The 18313-nt window shown below is 56.2% G+C and carries 21 protein-coding genes and 1 tRNA gene; 18 read left to right on the top strand and 4 right to left on the bottom strand.

Annotated features, from left to right (window positions below; all coding sequences use genetic code 11):
• Window positions 1-125: 125 nt before the first annotated feature.
• Together AC0V6N_RS07620 and AC0V6N_RS07615 are read left to right on the top strand one after the other, a co-directional pair.
• Window positions 126-875: a phosphatidylserine decarboxylase gene (locus tag AC0V6N_RS07620; RefSeq protein ID WP_486170978.1), complete on the top strand. Its 750-nt coding sequence runs from the start codon at window positions 126-128 to the stop codon at window positions 873-875.
• 30 nt (window positions 876-905) lie between these two features.
• Window positions 906-1760 carry a CDP-alcohol phosphatidyltransferase family protein gene (locus tag AC0V6N_RS07615; protein WP_486170977.1) on the top strand — a complete coding sequence of 285 codons (855 nt, stop codon included), beginning with the start codon at window positions 906-908 and terminating at the stop codon, window positions 1758-1760.
• Here the strand turns inward: AC0V6N_RS07615 and AC0V6N_RS07610 are convergent.
• On the bottom strand, window positions 1741-2025 hold the full coding sequence (locus AC0V6N_RS07610; RefSeq protein WP_486170976.1) for a hypothetical protein: 285 nt from the start codon (window positions 2023-2025) through the stop codon (window positions 1741-1743). The two genes, AC0V6N_RS07615 and AC0V6N_RS07610, sit on opposite strands and share 20 nt — an antisense overlap.
• 293 nt (window positions 2026-2318) lie before the next feature.
• Here AC0V6N_RS07610 and rpsB point away from each other — a divergent pair, with 293 nt between their 5' ends.
• From rpsB to AC0V6N_RS07590, 4 genes are all read left to right on the top strand, one after another.
• Window positions 2319-3092 (top strand): 30S ribosomal protein S2, encoded by a 774-nt coding sequence (gene rpsB, locus AC0V6N_RS07605; protein WP_486170975.1) that lies wholly within the window; start codon window positions 2319-2321, stop codon window positions 3090-3092.
• A gap of 120 nt (window positions 3093-3212) precedes the next feature.
• Window positions 3213-4139: a translation elongation factor Ts gene (tsf, locus tag AC0V6N_RS07600; RefSeq protein ID WP_486170974.1), complete on the top strand. Its 927-nt coding sequence runs from the start codon at window positions 3213-3215 to the stop codon at window positions 4137-4139.
• 101 nt (window positions 4140-4240) lie between these two features.
• Complete coding sequence (locus AC0V6N_RS07595; RefSeq protein WP_486170973.1) at window positions 4241-4885, top strand: hypothetical protein; 645 nt, start codon at window positions 4241-4243, stop codon at window positions 4883-4885.
• Window positions 4886-4994: 109 nt separating this feature from the next.
• Window positions 4995-5366, top strand: a complete 372-nt coding sequence (locus AC0V6N_RS07590) for a DUF1304 domain-containing protein (protein WP_486170972.1) — start codon at window positions 4995-4997, stop codon at window positions 5364-5366.
• 9 nt (window positions 5367-5375) lie between these two features.
• Here the strand turns inward: AC0V6N_RS07590 and AC0V6N_RS07585 are convergent, their stop codons facing one another.
• Entirely contained in the window at window positions 5376-6254 is an 879-nt protein-coding gene (locus AC0V6N_RS07585; RefSeq protein WP_486170971.1) for a metallophosphoesterase, read from the bottom strand.
• Window positions 6255-6612: 358 nt separating this feature from the next.
• On the opposite strand from AC0V6N_RS07585, the gene pyrH reads away from it, so the two are divergent.
• From pyrH to AC0V6N_RS07530, 11 genes are all read left to right on the top strand, one after another.
• Entirely contained in the window at window positions 6613-7335 is a 723-nt protein-coding gene (gene pyrH / locus AC0V6N_RS07580) for a UMP kinase (protein ID WP_486170970.1), read from the top strand.
• 3 nt (window positions 7336-7338) lie between these two features.
• Window positions 7339-7896, top strand: a complete 558-nt coding sequence (gene frr, locus AC0V6N_RS07575) for a ribosome recycling factor (RefSeq protein ID WP_486170969.1) — start codon at window positions 7339-7341, stop codon at window positions 7894-7896.
• A gap of 24 nt (window positions 7897-7920) precedes the next feature.
• Window positions 7921-8616, top strand: coding sequence for a polyprenyl diphosphate synthase (gene uppS, locus AC0V6N_RS07570; protein WP_486170968.1), 696 nt, complete (start codon window positions 7921-7923; stop codon window positions 8614-8616).
• Entirely contained in the window at window positions 8603-9388 is a 786-nt protein-coding gene (locus AC0V6N_RS07565) for a phosphatidate cytidylyltransferase (RefSeq protein ID WP_486170967.1), read from the top strand. The genes uppS and AC0V6N_RS07565 overlap by 14 nt, the downstream gene beginning before the upstream one ends.
• A 1-nt stretch (window position 9389) precedes the next feature.
• Window positions 9390-10544: a 1-deoxy-D-xylulose-5-phosphate reductoisomerase gene (gene dxr, locus AC0V6N_RS07560; RefSeq protein ID WP_486170966.1), complete on the top strand. Its 1155-nt coding sequence runs from the start codon at window positions 9390-9392 to the stop codon at window positions 10542-10544.
• A 1-nt stretch (window position 10545) separates the two neighbouring features.
• On the top strand, window positions 10546-11685 hold the full coding sequence (rseP, locus tag AC0V6N_RS07555; protein ID WP_486170965.1) for an RIP metalloprotease RseP: 1140 nt from the start codon (window positions 10546-10548) through the stop codon (window positions 11683-11685).
• Window positions 11686-11920: 235 nt separating this feature from the next.
• Entirely contained in the window at window positions 11921-14635 is a 2715-nt protein-coding gene (bamA, locus tag AC0V6N_RS07550) for an outer membrane protein assembly factor BamA (protein WP_486170964.1), read from the top strand.
• Entirely contained in the window at window positions 14635-15327 is a 693-nt protein-coding gene (locus tag AC0V6N_RS07545) for an OmpH family outer membrane protein (RefSeq protein WP_486170963.1), read from the top strand. Before bamA ends, AC0V6N_RS07545 begins: the two co-directional genes overlap by 1 nt.
• 22 nt (window positions 15328-15349) lie before the next feature.
• Window positions 15350-15829, top strand: coding sequence for a 3-hydroxyacyl-ACP dehydratase FabZ (gene fabZ, locus AC0V6N_RS07540; RefSeq protein ID WP_486170962.1), 480 nt, complete (start codon window positions 15350-15352; stop codon window positions 15827-15829).
• Window positions 15830-15941: 112 nt separating this feature from the next.
• The gene (gene rpmE, locus AC0V6N_RS07535; RefSeq protein ID WP_486170961.1) at window positions 15942-16166 is read left to right on the top strand and encodes a 50S ribosomal protein L31; all 225 of its coding nucleotides are present in this window, start codon (window positions 15942-15944) and stop codon (window positions 16164-16166) included.
• Between the two features lie 120 nt (window positions 16167-16286).
• Complete coding sequence (locus tag AC0V6N_RS07530; protein WP_486170960.1) at window positions 16287-16613, top strand: DMT family transporter; 327 nt, start codon at window positions 16287-16289, stop codon at window positions 16611-16613.
• An 11-nt stretch (window positions 16614-16624) separates the two neighbouring features.
• On the opposite strand, the gene AC0V6N_RS07525 is transcribed toward AC0V6N_RS07530, so the two are convergent.
• A complete protein-coding gene (locus tag AC0V6N_RS07525; protein WP_486170959.1) occupies window positions 16625-17179 on the bottom strand; it encodes an MOSC domain-containing protein in 555 nt (184 codons plus the stop codon).
• 163 nt (window positions 17180-17342) lie between these two features.
• Window positions 17343-17978 (bottom strand): prolyl hydroxylase family protein, encoded by a 636-nt coding sequence (locus tag AC0V6N_RS07520; protein ID WP_486172444.1) that lies wholly within the window; start codon window positions 17976-17978, stop codon window positions 17343-17345.
• Between the two features lie 252 nt (window positions 17979-18230).
• Between AC0V6N_RS07520 and AC0V6N_RS07515 the strand changes: the two genes are divergently transcribed.
• Window positions 18231-18307, top strand: a tRNA-His gene (locus tag AC0V6N_RS07515).
• Window positions 18308-18313: the final 6 nt, after the last annotated feature.

The following is an 18313-nucleotide window of genomic DNA, read 5'->3' as shown; positions in this document are numbered from 1 at the left end:
GGTAAACGTCTCACTAAAGTGTGAACGCAAATTGGTGCGCGCGCAGCGATTTGCCCCCAACTGAGCGCTGCAAATCGCACATAGGTCGCTTGCGAGGCGGCAGGGCACACCCTAGATGCCCAGGTATGGCAGGCGAAATTCTCGATAATCAGGGCCGCGGTGAAGCAAGTTGGGGCTGGCCCCCAATTCACCCAGAGGGCCGCAAATATGGCGTAATTGCACTGGCGATCAGTGCTTTACCGCTCCTCTTAGGGTGGCAAATCATTGGTTGGCCACTGTTGTTCCTATCGCTCGGCGTGTTCGCGTTCTTCCGCGATCCAGAACGGGTGATTCCGCAAGATGAGAACAGCATCATCGCTCCAGCCGATGGATTGGTGACGATGATCACCACGGTGGAGCCACCCGCAGAGCTGCAAATTGATGATGGTTCCGGTCATCCGGGGCTTTCGGCTGGGCCGGTAACGCGCGTCTCAATCTTTATGAGCGTCTTTGACGTCCATATTAACCGAGCACCGATTGCAGGTACAATCCGCCGGGTGGTCTATATTCCGGGTAAATTCGTGAATGCGGACCTTGATAAAGCCAGCGAAGAAAATGAGCGCCAGCATATTCTGGTTGAGCGCACCGATGGTCTCGCCATTGGCTTTACGCAAATCGCTGGGCTTGTCGCACGCCGGATCATCCCATTTGTGAAACCGGGCGACACCGTGGCTAAGGGGCAGCGTGTTGGCCTTATCCGCTTTGGCAGCCGGGTCGATGTCTATCTGCCCGCTGGCACCACGCCCAAGGTTTTGATGGGGCAAAAGATTATCGCAGGCGAAACTGTGCTGGCTGAAGTTGGCGCGACCAATCTGATTGAGGGGATCGCGCAATAATCTGCGCGCACGCCTTTACAGGTGGCCATCATGGCTAAGCGTGGTTTCCTGCGCAAATCTTCCGATCTGCCCGCAAGGGTGGGGCCTAAGGCTGAAGAAGGCGAAGATGCAAAGCTCGCGAGCGATCCCGCTGGGCTGACTTTGCGGGCAATGCTGCCCAATGCGATCACCGCAGGCGCGCTGTGTGCAGGTCTGACAGGTGTGCGCTTCGCGATTGATGGCCAATGGGCTTATGCGATCCTGGCTGTGGCGCTTGCAGCGGTGCTCGATGGGATTGATGGTCGCATTGCCCGGCTGCTGAACGCGCAATCACGGTTCGGGGCAGAGCTTGATAGTCTTGCTGATTGCCTGTCCTTTGGCATGGCCCCTGCGCTCATTTTGTTCATGTGGTCGCTGCAAGATTTACCGAGCTTTGGATGGTTTGCAGCGCTTGGCTTTGCGATTTGCTGTGCGCTGCGGCTCGCGCGGTTCAATGCCCGTATCGATATGGAGGACCAGCCTCACAAGCTTGCAGGGTTCCTTACTGGGGTGCCTGCGCCTGTTGCAGCCGGAATTGCCTTTACGCCTGTCTATCTGTGGCTGGAGACCGGCATGGAAGAATTCCGCAATCCGGTCTTCATCGCGATCTGGGTTAGTGCGATTGCGGTTCTTATGATCTCAAACATGGCAACGCTCAGCTGGGCAGCGATCCGTCCGCGCCGTGATGTGCGGCTATTCCTGCTCGCATTTGCCGCATTGGGGGTGGGCGCGTTGATGCTGGAGCCATGGTGGTCATTCACCGCGATCAGCGCCGCTTACCTTGCTTTGATGCCATACGCCTTGTTCAAATATGGCAAGGTCAAACGCCGCAAAGCAGCCGAAGCGATTACGCAGCAGCCTGAGTAGAATTGTCAAAGCTGGGCAGCGGAGTGCGGCGTGAATAAGGGCGGGCGGCTGCGGCCAGAGTGCGGCGCGCAGGCTTACGTAGGCGAACTTCATGTGCGTGGACTTGGGGAAGAAACCCCGCATCAATGAGTGCCTTTTCCCGCTTGAGCACGCCATAAACCTTGCGTCCGCGCAGCCAGCTATCTGTCAGGCTGAGCCCCGTGGCAATCGCTGTAACAGTAAACAGCAGGCCAAGGGCGAGGGTGGAGGCAAAGGCTAGGGACATGGCGTGATCCTGAATTGGTGTTCAACGTTTGTTCTCACCCTTTGTTCTATAAGTGTTCTCACGGGTCAAGCGTTTTGTTCCATTTTCGTTCTTTTGTGGTGCGATTGCGCCACTTTGCACTAGATTTTGTGGGTGAGGGGGGCTAATTGCCCACGCCTTGCCGCTATTCGCACGCGAATCACGTGAGTGAGTGACGGCAAAATTCACATGAAGGGCACACATACCGGTGCTGCACGCGGGATAGCCGCAACGCAGTTCCAGCCTTTCAGAGGAACAACCGGAAGGAATTATCTATGGCGGCTCCTACCGTCACGATGCAGCAATTGATTGAAGCCGGATCACATTTCGGCCACCAAACCCACCGTTGGAACCCGCGCATGAAGCCGTATATTTTCGGCAACCGCAACGGCGTCCACATCATTGACCTTTCACAAACCGTTCCGCTGTTCGCGCGCGCTCTCGACTTTGTTGAGCAAACCGTTCGCGCAGGCGGCAAGGTTCTGTTCGTCGGTACCAAGCGTCAGGCGCAAGAGCCCATCGCAGAGGCCGCTCGCATGTCGGGTCAGCACTTTGTGAACCACCGTTGGCTCGGCGGGATGCTGACCAACTGGAAAACCATCAGCGGTTCGATCAAGCGTCTTAAGACCCTTGAAGAGCAGCTGTCTGGCGACACCAGCGGTTTCACCAAGAAAGAAGTCCTCCAGCTCACCCGTGAGCGTGACAAGCTTGAGCTGTCGCTCGGCGGTATCCGCGACATGGGCGGCGTTCCGGACGTGATGTTCGTGATCGATGCGAACAAGGAAGACCTCGCCATTAAGGAAGCAGCCGTTCTGGGCATTCCGGTGATTGCGGTGCTCGACACCAACACCGACCCAACCGGCATTGCCTTCCCTGTTCCCGGCAATGACGATGCGAGCCGTGCGGTTCGCCTCTACTGCCAGGCAATTGGCGAAGCTGCGATTGCAGGCAAAGGCGGCGCTGTAGAAGCGTCTGGCGAAGATTTCGGCGCGATGGAAACTCCGCCAGCTGAGCCAACCGCTGAAGCGGCTCCTGCTGCAGAAGCTTAAATCCCCCCTCGAGTGACGCGCGGGTTCTCCCCCGCGTCACAATTCCAGACTAGAGCGCCGAGCATCCCCAAACCGGGCGCTGCTCGGTGCCCTTGAATTCAAGAACAAAGGAACATTCTCATGGCTGCTTTTACTGCCGCTGATGTGAAGAAGCTGCGCGAGCTTTCTGGCGCAGGTATGATGGACGCCAAAAAGGCGCTGACCGAAGCTGACGGCGATATCGACGCAGCGGTTGACGCATTGCGCGCCAAGGGTCTTGCGACCGCTCAGAAAAAGTCAAGCCGTACTGCGGCTGAAGGTCTTGTCGGCGTGGCTGTTGAAGGCACACGCGGAGTGGCTGTCGAAGTGAACTCAGAAACCGACTTCGTTGCCAAGAACGAGCAGTTCCAGGACTTCGTTCGCAGCACCACCAAAGCGGCTCTGGGCGTTGACGGTGACGATGTCGAAGCGCTCAAAGGCGCAGCATTTCCCGGCGGCGGAACCGTCGCTGAGAAACTGACTGACAACATCGCTACCATCGGTGAGAACCAGCAAGTTCGCCGCATGCAGACCGTTTCGGTCAGCTCGGGCGCGGTTGTCTCTTACGTCCACAATGCAGCGGCTGAAGGTCTCGGCAAAATCGGCGTTCTGGTTGCTCTGGAAAGCGACATTGCCGCTGACACGCTGGTGCCTTTTGGCAAGCAACTCGCCATGCACATCGCATCGATGTTCCCGCAAGCTCTCAACGCTGACGGTCTCGACGCTGACGTGATCGCTCGTGAACGCGCGATTGCACAGGAAAAGGCTGCCGAAAGTGGCAAGCCTGAGAACGTGCAAGAGAAAATGGTCGAAGGCGCGATCAAGAAGTTTGCCAAAGAGAATGCTCTACTCAGCCAGATGTTCGTGATGGACAACAAAACTTCCGTCGAAGACACCGTTGCCAAGTTCGGCAAGGACAATGGCGGCTCAGTCGTGCTGAAGGACTATGTCCGCTTCCAGCTCGGCGAAGGCATCGAAAAAGAAGAAGCCGACTTCGCAGCAGAAGTGGCTGCGGCTGTTGGCGGCTAACGCCTAAGCTTCTCGAAAAGAGACGAAATTGAATGGCCGTCGCACGGGAAACCTGCGGCGGCCGTTTGTATTTCGGCTGACGTTTGTTATCTGCCGAACTTATGAGCCAAAGATCTGAGATCAAAGGTGCGATGATCGCAGGAGCTGAGCTTGCGCTCGATTCTTACATGGCGAAACACGGCTTCAACCGGCGTGCGCGCAGCCTAATTTACAAACGCAAGATCAACGAAGCAACGCAAACCATAGATATTCTGCTTGAAGTTCGTCCTTCGGATAACACCAACGCAGCAGCTGCCGTCTATCCAATCATGGACGTGCGAATCCCCCGAGTGGATGAATGCTTCGAGGAAATGATCTCGTCCAATACATCGCTGCTTACGGGCGTAAGTGCCGGGATTTCTCGCCAGCCGATCGGGTTCACTTCCCTGAAAAAAGACCCCGGGCGCTGGTACATTTATCAAGAAGGCTCTGTGTCTGGCGTTATCGACGAACTACAGGCGTTCTTGGCCAAGTGGACCATGCCTTTCCTTGATGTGTTTTCAACCGCTGAGGAGGTCTTACTCGCTCATGAAAACAAGGACGGACGCATGGTCGCTGACCGAGCTCATCTGATGCGGGTTGTTGCTTCCGCGCTTGTGCTCAACCGAGCGGATGCCGCGCGGGCGATAATGGATGAGCAGTTTGGAGCGCCAGGACTGCGTAAGCGATATCAGCAAGTAAACGACTATATCGACGCGGCGGCTTGACGGCTTCTTCTCAAACAGTTGCGGATGCCAATAGCCAAGTGTTAGGCAGCCGAACGTGGCTGTGGCAGGTCGATGTAAAGTCCGCGTATCCGCCAAAAGGAAGGCAATCATGCAATTGATCGCTCGCATACTCATCGGTTTGAACGCTCTGATCCACGCCTACATCGCATGGCTTGAAATGGCATCGTGGAGTGAAAGCGGCCCGCGTGTATTTCCCGATCTACCGCAAGTGTTGTTTGAACAAGGCGGCGCGATGGCAGCCAATCAGGGGCTCTATAATGGCTTTCTCGCCGCCGGGCTGTGCTGGTCGTTGTTTATCAAAGACGCGAAATGGCACCGCAATGTCGCGACATGCTTTTTGATCTTTGTTGCGGTTGCGGGTGTTTTTGGCGCGATGACGGTGTCGCTTTCGGCCCTTTACGCGCAGACCGTACCTGCGAGCCTCGCGCTCGCTGCGACATGGGCGGCTCGTTCGAAATGAGCTGGCTCGCTAACCGGAGCCGCGCACCGCAATCACCCAAACCTCAGGCTGCGTAAACAGTCGCACGGGCAGCAAGCTTGTGCCGATCCCTGCGCCTGTCACCAGTGTCTTGCCGTGCAGCTTGCTCACGCCGCAGGCATAGGTTTGACCATAGTCCGACATGGTCGCGGGTGATCCGCCCCAGGGGTAGGCGATTTGGCCGCAATGGGTGTGGCCGGCCAGGACGAGGTCGGCGCTGACGGGGATCGAGGGGAACACATCTGGGCTGTGGGAGAGCCAAATGTTTACTCGCGGCTGGCCGATTTTGTATAGGGCGGACATGTCCCGAGCGGTTGCCATAAGGTCTGCGCGTCCGGTGTAGTCATCATCAAGGCCCGCGATCCGAAACGGTCCAATGGTCGCCACCGCATTTTCAAGCACGGTGATGCTCGAATGCTTGGCAAGCTCAGCCGACAAAGCGGGCCAGTCATACCAGTGATCGTGATTGCCCGGCACCACCACCACGCCGTGGGTCGCCCTTAGATCGCCCAAAGGCGTCACGATTTCCTCGGCTGAATAGATATGGGTTGCGGTGCGTTTCTCACTCACCAGATCACCGGTGATCGCGATCAAGTCAGGCTCAAGCGCGTTCACTTGATCGACAATCCGCTCCAGCCGGGATGGCGGCATGTCAGGGCCTGCGACATGGATGTCTGTTAGGAAGGCGATGGTAAGCGGGGGCGAGCTTGCGGGCAACGCGTCGCTCTCAATCGTGAGCCGCTGCACAACGGGATCACGCATTGTGTCGAAATAGGCTTTGGTAGCTAGAATAAGACCAAGCAACACACCGACCACAAGCACGCGCTTGATCCAGCGATGGGCTAAGAGGGCGCGCAGAAGTGCTTTCATGGGGCAGCTTTCATGAAGGAGCGTGTGGCGCAAGTCAGCGGTTGATGACAAGCGGGTGAGGCGCGTGTCCCCATTTTCCTACCACGCCGCTACGCGCTAACACTCCGATAACCGAACCATGACTCTGAAAGTGCAATTTTTTCAGCGGCTTCGGGCGAGGAGTGGAAGTCAAAATTGGAAAGTGACAGTTAGATCGTACGAAATTCTATCAAGCCTCTGAAAGCAAAGCGTTTTGCGGGTGAACGCTTTTTTCTAAAGCACCCACTTGTGTGGTCCACGCTCTTATCCCCTTGGCAGCCTAGCCCCTCCCGGATACAGGCACCCCAACCGCTCATTTGCATTGGAGACACTCACCACCATGGCCCTTCCTGAAATCAAGCGCGTCCTCCTGAAGCTGTCAGGTGAGGTTCTGATGGGGGAACAGGAATACGGGATTGATCCCGCGTATGTTGCGCGCCTTGCCGAGGAGGTGAAGGCTGCCAAGGATAGCGGGATTGAGGTGTGTCTGGTGATCGGCGGGGGCAACATCTTCCGCGGTATCAGCGCTGCTGCAAAGGGGCTCGATCGCACCACAGGCGACTATATGGGCATGCTTGCGACCGTGATGAACGCGCTCGCCATGCAAAACGCGCTCGAACAGCTGGGTGTGCAAACGCGCGTTCAAAGCGCGATCCCGATGAGCAGCGTGTGCGAACCGTACATCCGCAGGCGGGCAGAACGGCACCTTGAGAAGGGTCGGATTGTCATCTTCGCCGCTGGCACGGGCAACCCGTTCTTCACCACTGACACAGGCGCAGCCTTGCGCGCTGCAGAGATGGGCTGCGATGCGCTGCTCAAAGGCACCAGCGTTGACGGTGTCTATGACAGCGATCCCAAGCACAACCCGGATGCCACCCGGTTTGAGAGCATCAGCTATGACCAAGTGCTTGCCGACAATCTCAAGGTAATGGACGCCACTGCTGTCGCCCTTTGCCGAGAGAACGACATTCCGTTAGTGGTCTTCTCGATCCGTGAAAAAGGCAATGTGGCCCGCGTCCTGTCGGGTGAGGGCACACAGACAATCGTTCAAAAGGGACAATGACACATGCCGCAATATGACAAGGCAGATATCGAGCGCCGGATGACAGGCGCAGTTGAAGCGTTGAAAAGCGACCTTTCGGGGCTTCGCACAGGCCGTGCGAACACCTCGCTGCTCGATCCGGTGCAGGTAGAGGTCTATGGCGCGATGATGCCGCTCAATCAGGTGGCGACGGTGTCTGCTCCTGAACCGCGCATGTTGAGCGTGCAGGTGTGGGACAAGTCGAACCTGTTGGCGGTTGAGAAGGGGATTGCGCATGCAAATCTCGGCCTTAACCCGATGGTCGATGGACAAACGCTTCGCCTGCCAATGCCGGATCTGACGGAAGAGCGTCGTAAGGAGCTGGCAAAGCTGGCCGGGCAATATGCGGAGAAGGCTAAGATCGCGATCCGCAATGTGCGCCGTGATGCGATGGAAACGCTCAAGGCTGACGAGAAGAAAAAGGAAATCTCGGAAGATGAGCGCAAGCGCATGGAAGGCGATGTTCAAAAGCTAACCGATACGCATGTGGCTGACGCTGATGAGGCGGCGGCGAAGAAAGAACAGGAAATCCTAACTCAGTAAGCTGAGCTGGGAAGGGGAGAACGGATGGGCGATGCCCTCCACGATAGCGAAACGCGCGCACGCCACGTTGCCATCATCATGGATGGCAATGGGCGCTGGGCGAAGAAGCGCGCGCTCCCCCGCAAGGTTGGTCATCAACGCGGAGTTGAGGCGGTGCGCCGACTGGTGCGCGCGCTGGAACCGATGGGGCTGGATTGCCTGACGCTCTATGCGTTTAGCTCAGAAAACTGGAAGCGGTCAGAGGGCGAAGTCGATGACCTGATGAACCTGATGCGCCGCTTCATCAAATCAGACTTGGCAGAGTTCATCGCGAATGATGTGAAGCTCAAGATCATCGGTGATTGGCAATCGCTTGCCCCCGATATCGTCGCCATGCTCGAAGACGCGCTGGCACAAACGGCGAATGGCAAACAAACGTTGGCGGTGGCTCTGAACTATGGCGGCCAAAATGAAATCGCGCGGGCGGCTGCGAAGGCTTCAGAAGCGGGGGCGATCACCTCAGAGACGATCGAAGCAAATCTCGACACGCATGACCTGCCACCGCTCGACCTGCTCATCCGCACCAGTGGCGAAGTACGCTTGTCGAACTTCCTCCTATGGCAAGCGGCCTATGCCGAAATGCTGTTTGTCGACACTCTTTGGCCAGATTTTAAACCTGAACACCTAACCAAAGCGCTCGAAGACTTCGCACAAAGGGAGCGGCGCTATGGCGGGCGTTAGGGACAGGTTGAACGAGATCACCAAGCAGGCGATCGAGGAGACACAAACGCCTGATCCGGCGTCGGGGGGCGGGGCTATGGGCGATTTGCTGGTTCGCTTTGTTACCGCTGTCGCAATGGCCGGCGTAACCTTGATTGCGCTGTGGCTGGGCGGCTGGTTCTGGGTTGGTTTTGTGGTGCTGCTTGCAGGCCTGGTCTTGTGGGAATGGAATGGGCTGGTGACCAAGTTTGGCACCTCTCCATTAGCTGAGATTGCATGGCAGTTCCTGGGTGCGCTCTATGTGGGCGCAGCGGCAATGGCGATGGTGCAGGTGCGCTTCAACTATGACCTTTGGGCGGTGCTGATTGCATTCGTGCTGCCAGTCGTCGCCGTTGATGTCGGCGCCTATTTCGCCGGTCGCGCGATTGGCGGGCCGCGCATTATGCCCTCGGTAAGCCCGTCAAAAACCTGGGCAGGGTTGCTGGGCGGTGCGCTTGCTGCTGGTACGGTTTGCATCATTGCCGAAGTGCTAGACATTGGGCCGGGAGCAATGACGCGAGATTGGACGGTCACAGGCTTGCTGAGCGCGCTCGCAACCGGGCTTGTCATCGCCGTCATCGCACAGAGTGGGGACTTCTTTGAAAGCTCCATGAAACGCCGCGCAGAAATGAAGGACTCAAGCAACCTTTTGCCCGGTCATGGCGGCGTGTTTGACCGGCTCGACGGGTTTATCGCGGTGTTCTTCGTGCTGTTTCTGCTGGCCGTTGTTCCGTCATATTTAGGCGCTGCCTAACATGGTGCGTACGCTCTCTTTGCTGGGCGCAACCGGCTCAATCGGTACATCGACGCTGGATCTGTTGCGTGATGCTCCCGGTGAGTGGGAAGTTGATGCACTGACCGCCAATTGCAGCGCGAAGGAGCTGGCCACGCTCGCCCGTGAATTCAATGCCAAGATCGCGGTTGTCGGTGACGAAAGCTGCTTGCCAGAGCTGAGAGATGCACTCGATGGGAGCGGTATTGAAGTGGCTGGCGGTGCGCAGGCGCTTTGTGATGCGGCAGCGCGGCCTGTTGATATGACCGTGGCGGCAATTGTGGGATGCGCTGGCCTTGCCCCGACAATGGCGGCGGTTGAGTGCGGCGGCTCGATTGCACTGGCGAATAAGGAAGCGCTGGTCTCCTCCGGTGAAATCCTGAAATCAGCGGTCGCCAAAGCAGGCGCGACGCTGCTGCCAACTGACTCCGAGCACAACGCGATTTTTCAGTGCCTCGCGGGCAATGACATCAATGAAGTGCGCCGCATCATCCTGACCGCCAGCGGCGGCCCATTCCGCACGCTGGGTGCAGAGGCGCTCCAGTCGGTAACGCGTGAGCAGGCGCTCAAACATCCGAATTGGGAAATGGGCGCAAAGATCACTATCGACAGCGCGACCATGATGAATAAGGGGCTTGAGTTCATCGAGGCGCACCACCTGTTCCCGGTTGGCCTTGAGCATATCGAGATCATAGTCCACCCGCAGAGCATTGTGCATTCCATGGTCGAATATCGCGACCGCTCGGTGCTTGCGCAGCTCGGGCCCTCCGATATGCGCGTGCCAATCGCGTCTTGCCTTGCGCATCCAGCGCGGATGGAGACATCGCTCGAACCGCTTGATCTGGCTGCTATTGGCCAGTTGACCTTTCAGCCTCCAAACGAAGAACTGTTTCCCGCCACGCGTATTTGCCGGGAGGCGATAGAAGCGGGCGGGGCGGCTCCTGCGATTCTGAATGCCGCCAATGAGGTAGCTGTTGAGGCCTTCCTTAACGGTCAGCTCGGGTTCACGCGTATTACGGCAGTGGTAGAGGCGACATTGGCACGCTATATAGCGACCGCGCCGCGCACTCTGGAAGATGTGCTGGCCATTGATGCCGAGGCTCGCGCCCGCGCCAAAGACGCTCTGGAGACCCCCTAACTTGTTCGATTCGCCTCCCTTTTGGATGTACCTCCTCGGATTTCCGCTGGTGCTGGGATCCTTGGTCACCGTGCATGAGCTTGGCCACTATCTTGTCGGGCGCTGGTTTGGGGTGAAGGCTGAAGCGTTTTCGATTGGCTTTGGCAAAGAGGTTGCCGGCTGGACTGATAAGCAAGGAACGCGCTGGAAGCTGTCGTGGATACCTCTTGGCGGATATGTCCAGTTTCAAGGGGATATGAACCCTGCGAGCATCCCAAATCCAGATGCGCCTTTTGAAACGAGCGCGAATGATGGAAACTTCCAAAGCGCCGCATTGTGGAAGCGCGCGCTTATCGTGGCAGCGGGACCGGTCACCAATCTTGTGGTCGCGATTGCCATATTTGCCGCCTTCTTTGCGATCCTGGGCAATCCGAAAATCGAAGCCGCTGAAGACCCGCGTATGGTTGGCGTATTCGCTGAGGAATCGGTTGCGCGCGAAGCGGGAATGCAGGTCGGCGACACCATCACTGCGATCGATGGCGAGGCCGTCGAAAGCTTTGAAGACATCCAACAGCGCGTGATGCTCTATCCGTCGACTGACATGGTCTTCACGGTTGAGCGTGATGGAAATGATCTAGATATTCCCCTCACTACAGCTCGTGTTGAAGAGGAAGACCGCTTCGGCAATCTGAGTGTTCTCGGTCGCATTGGCGTGGGCCCTGATGGTGGGCGATATGTCTTTGAGGAGGTCTCCGCATTCGAAGCCGTTCCACTGGCGGTTGGAAAATGCTGGGACATCACCAAGATGATGGTGACAGGCATCAAGCAGATCGTGACCGGTCAGCGTTCGATCAAAGAGCTCGGTGGTCCTTTGAAAATCGCGAAATTCTCTGGTGAGCAGCTCAGCCTTGGCTTTCTTGCCTTCGTGAATTTCACCGCGCTCATCTCGCTTAATTTGGCATTCATTAACATCCTGCCAATCCCAGCCTTGGATGGCGGGCACCTTGCTTTCTACGCTGTTGAAGCAGTTCGTCGGAAACCCGTCGGACCGCGTGCGACAGAGTGGGCATACCGGGCGGGTATTTTCCTCGTGCTTGGCTTTATGGCGGTCGTCATCACGAATGATGTGACGGATGTGATTTGGAAGCCGTTGTTCGGCTAAAGCTGAGGCTGGCTAGAGAAGTCAGAGATTTCATATGCAGCAGGCCCCGTGGGGAGGGCAGTTTGCCGGGGAAAGAACGGGACGAGAATGCTTTGTCCCACTTGCCAGCTTGATTGCGACACTCGCATGAGGCAGAGGCAAAAAGATGAGTTAGGGTTGGTAAGGCGATGTCCGCTTTACCTTGCGTCCGGGGCAGGCGCGTCAAATACGGGTTTGGACGGGAATACATATTTTCATGAACCGAAGCATTGAAACAGGCAGCGCGCCTGTCGCCACGAACAACGGCACAAAGCGGCTTGCCATCGCGCTGACCAGCGCAACCATGCTGGCAGGCATGCCCGGCGCAGCGTTTGCTCAAGATGAGACTGCCACCACTGGCACTTCTCCAGCGCAGCCAACTGCTGAGCCAGCACCAGCGCCTGTATCCAACACGATCCGCACGATCAGCGTGACGGGCGCGGAACGGCTCGAGCCGACCACAATCCTATCGTATATCCGCCTTCGCGTGGGCCAGGAATACACTTCGGCAGCGGCTGACGAAGCGCTCAAGGATTTGGGCGCAACCGAGCTGTTCTCAAACTTCTCGATCCGCAATGATGCGGGCAATGTGGTCATCACGGTCACTGAAAACCCGGTGATCAACCGCATTGTGCTTGAGGGCAATGATCGGCTGGATGCGGATAAGATCCTGCCTGAAATTCGCCTGTCGCCGCGTCAGATTTTCACGCGCTCAAAAGTGCGCGCCGATGTGTCCCGCATTATCGAGCTTTACAAACGCCAAGGCCGCTTTGCCGCGACGGTTGAGCCGAAAATGGTGCAGCTGCCGCAAAACCGCGTCGATGTGGTTTTTGAAATCAGCGAAGGGCCAAAGTCTCAGGTTCGCCAGATCAACATCATCGGCAACGAAGTGTTCTCTGACGGCGAATTGCGCAGCGAGATGGTGACGAAGCAATCGCGCTTCTTCCGCTTCTTCAGCTCCAACACCAGCTACGATCCTGATCGCCTGGCATTTGACCAACAAAAGCTGCGTCAGTTCTACCTGACTGAGGGCTATGCGGACTTCCGCGTCGTCTCTGCCGTTGCTGAGCTAACGCCTGACCAGCGCGACTTCATCATCACCTATGTGGTGGAAGAGGGTGAGCGCTATTCATTCGGCGATGTCGTGGTGGACAGCCAGTTGCGCGACTTTGACAGCGACTCTTTGCAAGCTGGCTTGGTCATGCAGTCGGGCGATTTCTACAACGCGCAGACGGTCGAGGATACTGTTGAGCAATTGACCGAGCTTGCTGGCAGGTTTGGTTATGCATTCGCTGAAGTGCAGCCGCGTTTTAACCGCAACCCTGACGATCTGACGATGGATCTGACTTTCATCCTGCGTCAGGCCCCGCGTACTTATGTCGAACGCGTCGATGTGAACGGCAACACGCTGACACAGGACAAGGTGGTGCGCCGCGAATTCCGTGTGTCGGAGGGTGATGCGTTTAACTCTTTGGGCGTGCAGCGTACGACGGCTCGGATTAACTCGCTCGGCTACTTCCAAGAGAATTTCGAGGTCACTCAGGTCGAAGGCTCTGCGCCTGACCGGATCGTGCTCGAAGCGAACGTCGAAGAGCAGCCCACGGGTGAATTGCAATTCTCCGCTGGTTTTTCTTCGATCGAGCAATTCATCCTTGCGGGTTCTATCCGTCAGCGGAACTTCCGCGGGCGCGGGCAGACAATTGGACTTAGCCTGAACTATTCGCAGTTCTCGCGTTCAGCGCAGATCAGCTTCACGGAACCTTATGTCTTCGACCGCAATATCTCAGCGGGCGCAGACCTTTATCGCCGCGATTTTAACAGCTTCAACCGTTTCGGCAGCAATCGCAATAACACGTTCGAACAAGCAACCACCGGTGTTCAGTACCGCGTTGGTGTGCCGCTGACAGAGTTTATGTCGCTTGTCGGCAGCTACACGCTGAACTTTGATGAGGTTAGCCTTGATCGGAGCCTGTTCTTCTCTGACTTAGATGGCGATGGCACTGTAGAATGTGATCCATTGCTGGCTGGCCGCTTCCTGTGTGATGCGGTGGGTGATCGATTGAGCTCGATCCTTGGTCTTAGCCTCAATTTCAACTCGCTAAATTCACGCCTGCGCCCAACGCGCGGCCGTAGTATTTCGCTTAGCACAGAATGGGCCGGGCTTGGCGGCGATGTCAGGTATTTGCGTTTCCGTGGTCGGGCGCAGCAATTCTGGAATGTTGCGAATTCAGGCTTTATCTTCTCGCTTGCATTGGAAGGCGGCACCGTCATTCCATTGAGCGAGCGGGTGGGCGCTGATGACGTTCTGCTTACTGACCGCTTCTTCTTGGGTGAGCCACAATTCCGCGGCTTTGACATTCGCGGTGTCGGCCCGCGTATTTTGACGCAACCTTATATTCTCGACGGGTTCAACAACAACGTTCTTGATGATGATGGCAACCCTACGCTCATCACGGACCGTAACTCGATCCGTGATGACTCTCTGGGTGGTCGCAACTACTATCTTGGCCGCGCTGAGCTTGAGATTCCCCTTGGAACTGGTGCACGCGAATTGGGTCTGCGTCCTTCGATCTTCTTGGATGTTGGCTCGCTCTGGGGTGTCGATACGCCTGTTCTCCAGGACAACCCAACCGGCATTCCGCAAGTTGATGCCAATGGCGCGCCGCTGTTCCTCAGTGCTGACGATGGTCAGCTGACGACGGATCCGCTGGCAATGGACGGCGTCACTCCAAATACTCGTCTAATTCGTTCGGGCAGCGCGATCCGCGAGGTTTTCCTCGGCGATTCGCCAAGTCCGCGTATCACCGCCGGTATCGGCGTAAACTGGAACTCGCCCTTCGGCCCGTTCCGCATCGACTTCGCTCAAACAATCCGCAAGATCGAGGGCGATGACGACAAGACATTCACGTTCAACGTAGGAACACAATTCTAATGAAAACCCTTATCAAACTCATCGCCCCTGCTGGCATTGCTTTGAGCGCGCTGGCTGTCACAGCTCCCGCTGCCGCTCAGGTCGAAGGCCGCGTTGCGACTGCTGATGTGAGCCGTGCGATTATCGGTTCGTCAGCATTGCAAACCGCTTACAATCAGATCGGCACGACATATACAGCGCAAATCGAACAGCGCACGACGAAGCAGCAACAGCTCGCTCAACTGCTTCAGCCATTTGATACAAACGGTAATGGCCAGCTCGACGAATCAGAGCTTCCTGCTGTGCAACAATCGGCAAGTTTCGCACAAATCCAGACTTTGGAAGGCGAAGTTGCTGCGATCACCAATCAGGTAAATGCCGCGCGGATTTATGCCGTCGAACAGATTTTGGCGCAGTATGCGAACGCGCTGACCGACGTAACCACGCAGCAGCAGATCGTAATGGTCATGCAGCCTGAAACGGTGCAGTTTGCAGCCCAAGGTTCGGATATTACGCCGCTTATCACAACGGCTCTTAATACCCGTGTCCCTTCGGTTCAGATCGTTCCGCCTGCTGATTGGCGCCCACAGCGTCAGTCTGCGCAAATCTTCCAAGAGATCCAGCAGACCCTGCTTACCGCACAATTGATCCAGCAGCAGCAAGCAGCGCAACAACAGCAGCAACCTGCTGCGCCGGCGCCAAGCGGGCGTTAAGTCAGCAAACGAGGGGCAGGGCATGAGCGAAACTGAAAACACTTCAGAGCCTATCGTGGATTACGACATCCATAAGGTGCTCGAAGCCCTGCCGCACCGTTATCCGCTGTTGTTGGTCGACCGGGTCAAGACCATTCACCTGGGTGAGCGCATTCACGCCGTGAAAGCGGTGAGCATGAATGAAGAGTTCTTCCAAGGACACTTCCCCGGCGCGCCAATCATGCCCGGCGTGCTTCAGATTGAAGCTTTGGCGCAAGCGGCAGCTGTGCTTGGCATCGAAACACTTGAATTGGCCGGTACAGGCAAACTCGTGATCTTTATGGGGATCGAAAACGCCAAGTTCAGAGCGCAAGTGACACCGGGCTGTTTGCTCGATCTTGAAGTGGAATTTCTGCAAAAACGCAGCCGCGTCTACAAGTTTAAAGGCAAGGCCAGCGTTGAGGGCAAAACTTCATGCGAAGTTGAATTCACAGCGATGATTGCGGACCCACCTTCCAAGTGAGCAAAAGGCTTGCCATTTGTGTCAAACACGCTTAGGCGCTCCGCTTCTCAATTCTTCCATTCCATAGCAAGCCCGGTCGGAACCGGGCGTATGCTCGAAAAGGACCAAGACGATGAAAGCCGAAGGGCACCCAGAATACCACATGATCACGGTCAAAATGACCGATGGTACCGAATTTCAAACGCGCTCGACTTGGGGCAAAGAGGGCGAAACACTTTCGCTCGACATTGACCCAACCAGCCACCCAGCATGGACCGGCGGTCGTCAGCAACTTCAAGAAGGTGGCCGTGTGGCTGCGTTCAACAAGCGTTTTGGCGGTCTTACTCTCAAGAAGTAAGCGCTTTCAGGCAGATAGGCGAGTGTAACTCGCAAGAACGAGGCGGTCCAATCGGGCCGCCTTTTTCTTTAGGCTGCCTTTTTCTTTTAGGCTGTCGGATTGTTGCGCTAGATTGCCGTGATGAACGCTTGGATATATTTGGCAATCGCTATCGCGCTCGAAGTCGCGGGCACATTCTTTCTCAAACTCTCTCACGGCTTTGAGAAATGGCAGTGGGGCGTTGCCTCAATTGCTTGCTACTCAGCGTGTTTCTGGGCTTTGGCCCCTGCGATGAAAGTACTGCCGGTTGGCGTTGTTTATGCCATCTGGTCAGGTGTCGGGATCGTCGCTGCCAGCCTAATTGGCATCTTCGCATTTGATGAGCCTTTGGGCGCTTTGCAGTTCTTCTTCATCGCTTTGATATTGGTCGGAGCAGTGGGCTTTAACCTCACCGCTGCGCACGGGTAAACCCCTGACTTTTAAACACGTTCCAAGGGAATATGCGGACCTTCGGGATGAAACACGGCGATCGTGTCACCTGGTTTTACCGTTCCACTGGAAAGAGCGACGCACATAATTCCAGCCTTACGTTTCACTTTCCCATCTTCCTTTTGCGCCAATTCATTCAGAAGGCCGGGAGCGAACTTTTCGACCTGCACACAAGGATTGCGCAGCCCCATTACACTTAGAACCGTATCGTCTCCGATGCGCAAAATGGTGTCGCGTGAAAGCTCTATCAAGTCGATCCCGCGAGTGGTGATATTTTCGCCAAGCTCGCATGGATTGACTTCAAAGCCCTTGCGGTCGAGCTCCTCAAGCAACTCTACAGAGATCAGATGGACCTGACGCAGATTGGGTTGATTGGGATCAACTGCCACGCGGCTGAGGTGCTGGACGGTTTCGCCGGCATGGGCGTCGCCAATAACACCATATCCCGCCCGTATTTCGATGCAGTCACAACGCCGTTTGCTGAATTGATGCTGTGTCGAAGAGCAGACCTCGACCACGTCACCGCATATATTCTGATTTGTCATAGATTTTGTCCCACAAGAGCCGGAAAGTAGCTGCTTCGCGCTAAGTGAAACCACATAGGTGGCAGTGTGTTCCGCGACCCGTCACGATTGACTGACACTTTTTAGTGTAATAACACGTTTTAATTGATGTTTTTAGTTCGCAAGCTTTGCGCTTTGTTGGCGCTTACCAAGGCCAAGGACGTTCGCGATACCATTTCGTGATGACATATTTCATGCCTCTTCGCACGACCATGCCATGGTGCAAGGTATTGGGGTTCATGGACCCGTCTGGTCGCGCATTATTCCAGCATAGCAGCTTGCCTGGTTCAGGTTGGAATGACTTTTTGATTGTCTTGAAGCGGGTTGCACCACCAGCCTCCACTGAGTTGAGGTAAATCATAAAAGTCCAGGTGCGTTGGCCACTGTCTGCGCAGAACTTTTCGTAGTCCGCACCCCCAGGTGTGAAATAGTCAGTATGCGCTTTGAACTCTTGGCCGACATCATAGCGTTGCCCCTGGCAAGGTTCGCCAAAGGTAGGCTCGATACCGTTGAACTCAAAAAACAGGCGCTCCAATTCCTTCACGGCATCGTTCTGCGGGTCGAGGTCGCAGGTCTCGCTCGTGCGAAAATAGTCATCGCCATTAGGATCAGCGATGGTGGATGGCCGGCGATCCCGTTCGATCATCTCAATCAACTGTGCGCGCAGTTCTGGCCCGACAAAACCTTTTAGTTGAAACAGCTCAATTTTTGGGTGCGGCACGCGCTGCAAGCCGCTGCGCTGCGAAATGTTTCGAACAACAGAATCAGATGCGATTTGCATGATTGGTGAGTGTAAATGCAGCGGAGGGTGAGACAAGTGCCAGGGAGTGCGCGAAATATTCTTGCGCATGTGATGATTTAGGGCAGTTTTCCCTTCCCTTTGGGTGTGCATTGTGCAACAGGCGCGCTCCCGCCTGTGGCGCACTTGACCATGGCTAAGAGCCGCCTATGGCGATGCTCTTGCGCGGACTTGGCGCGGGTTGTTTGTTGTCCCTTATGGACGCCAGACAATCTTGCTGGGGCGGGGCATGTGGCGATCGTAGCTCAGTTGGTTAGAGCGCCGGTTTGTGGTACCGGAGGTCGGGGGTTCGAGACCCCTCGATCGCCCCATTTTCC

It is taken from the genome of Erythrobacter sp. S57(2025) (genome assembly GCF_057365055.1).
Note: the sequence above shows the minus strand (reverse complement) of the source record. Positions and strands in the feature narration are given on the sequence as shown.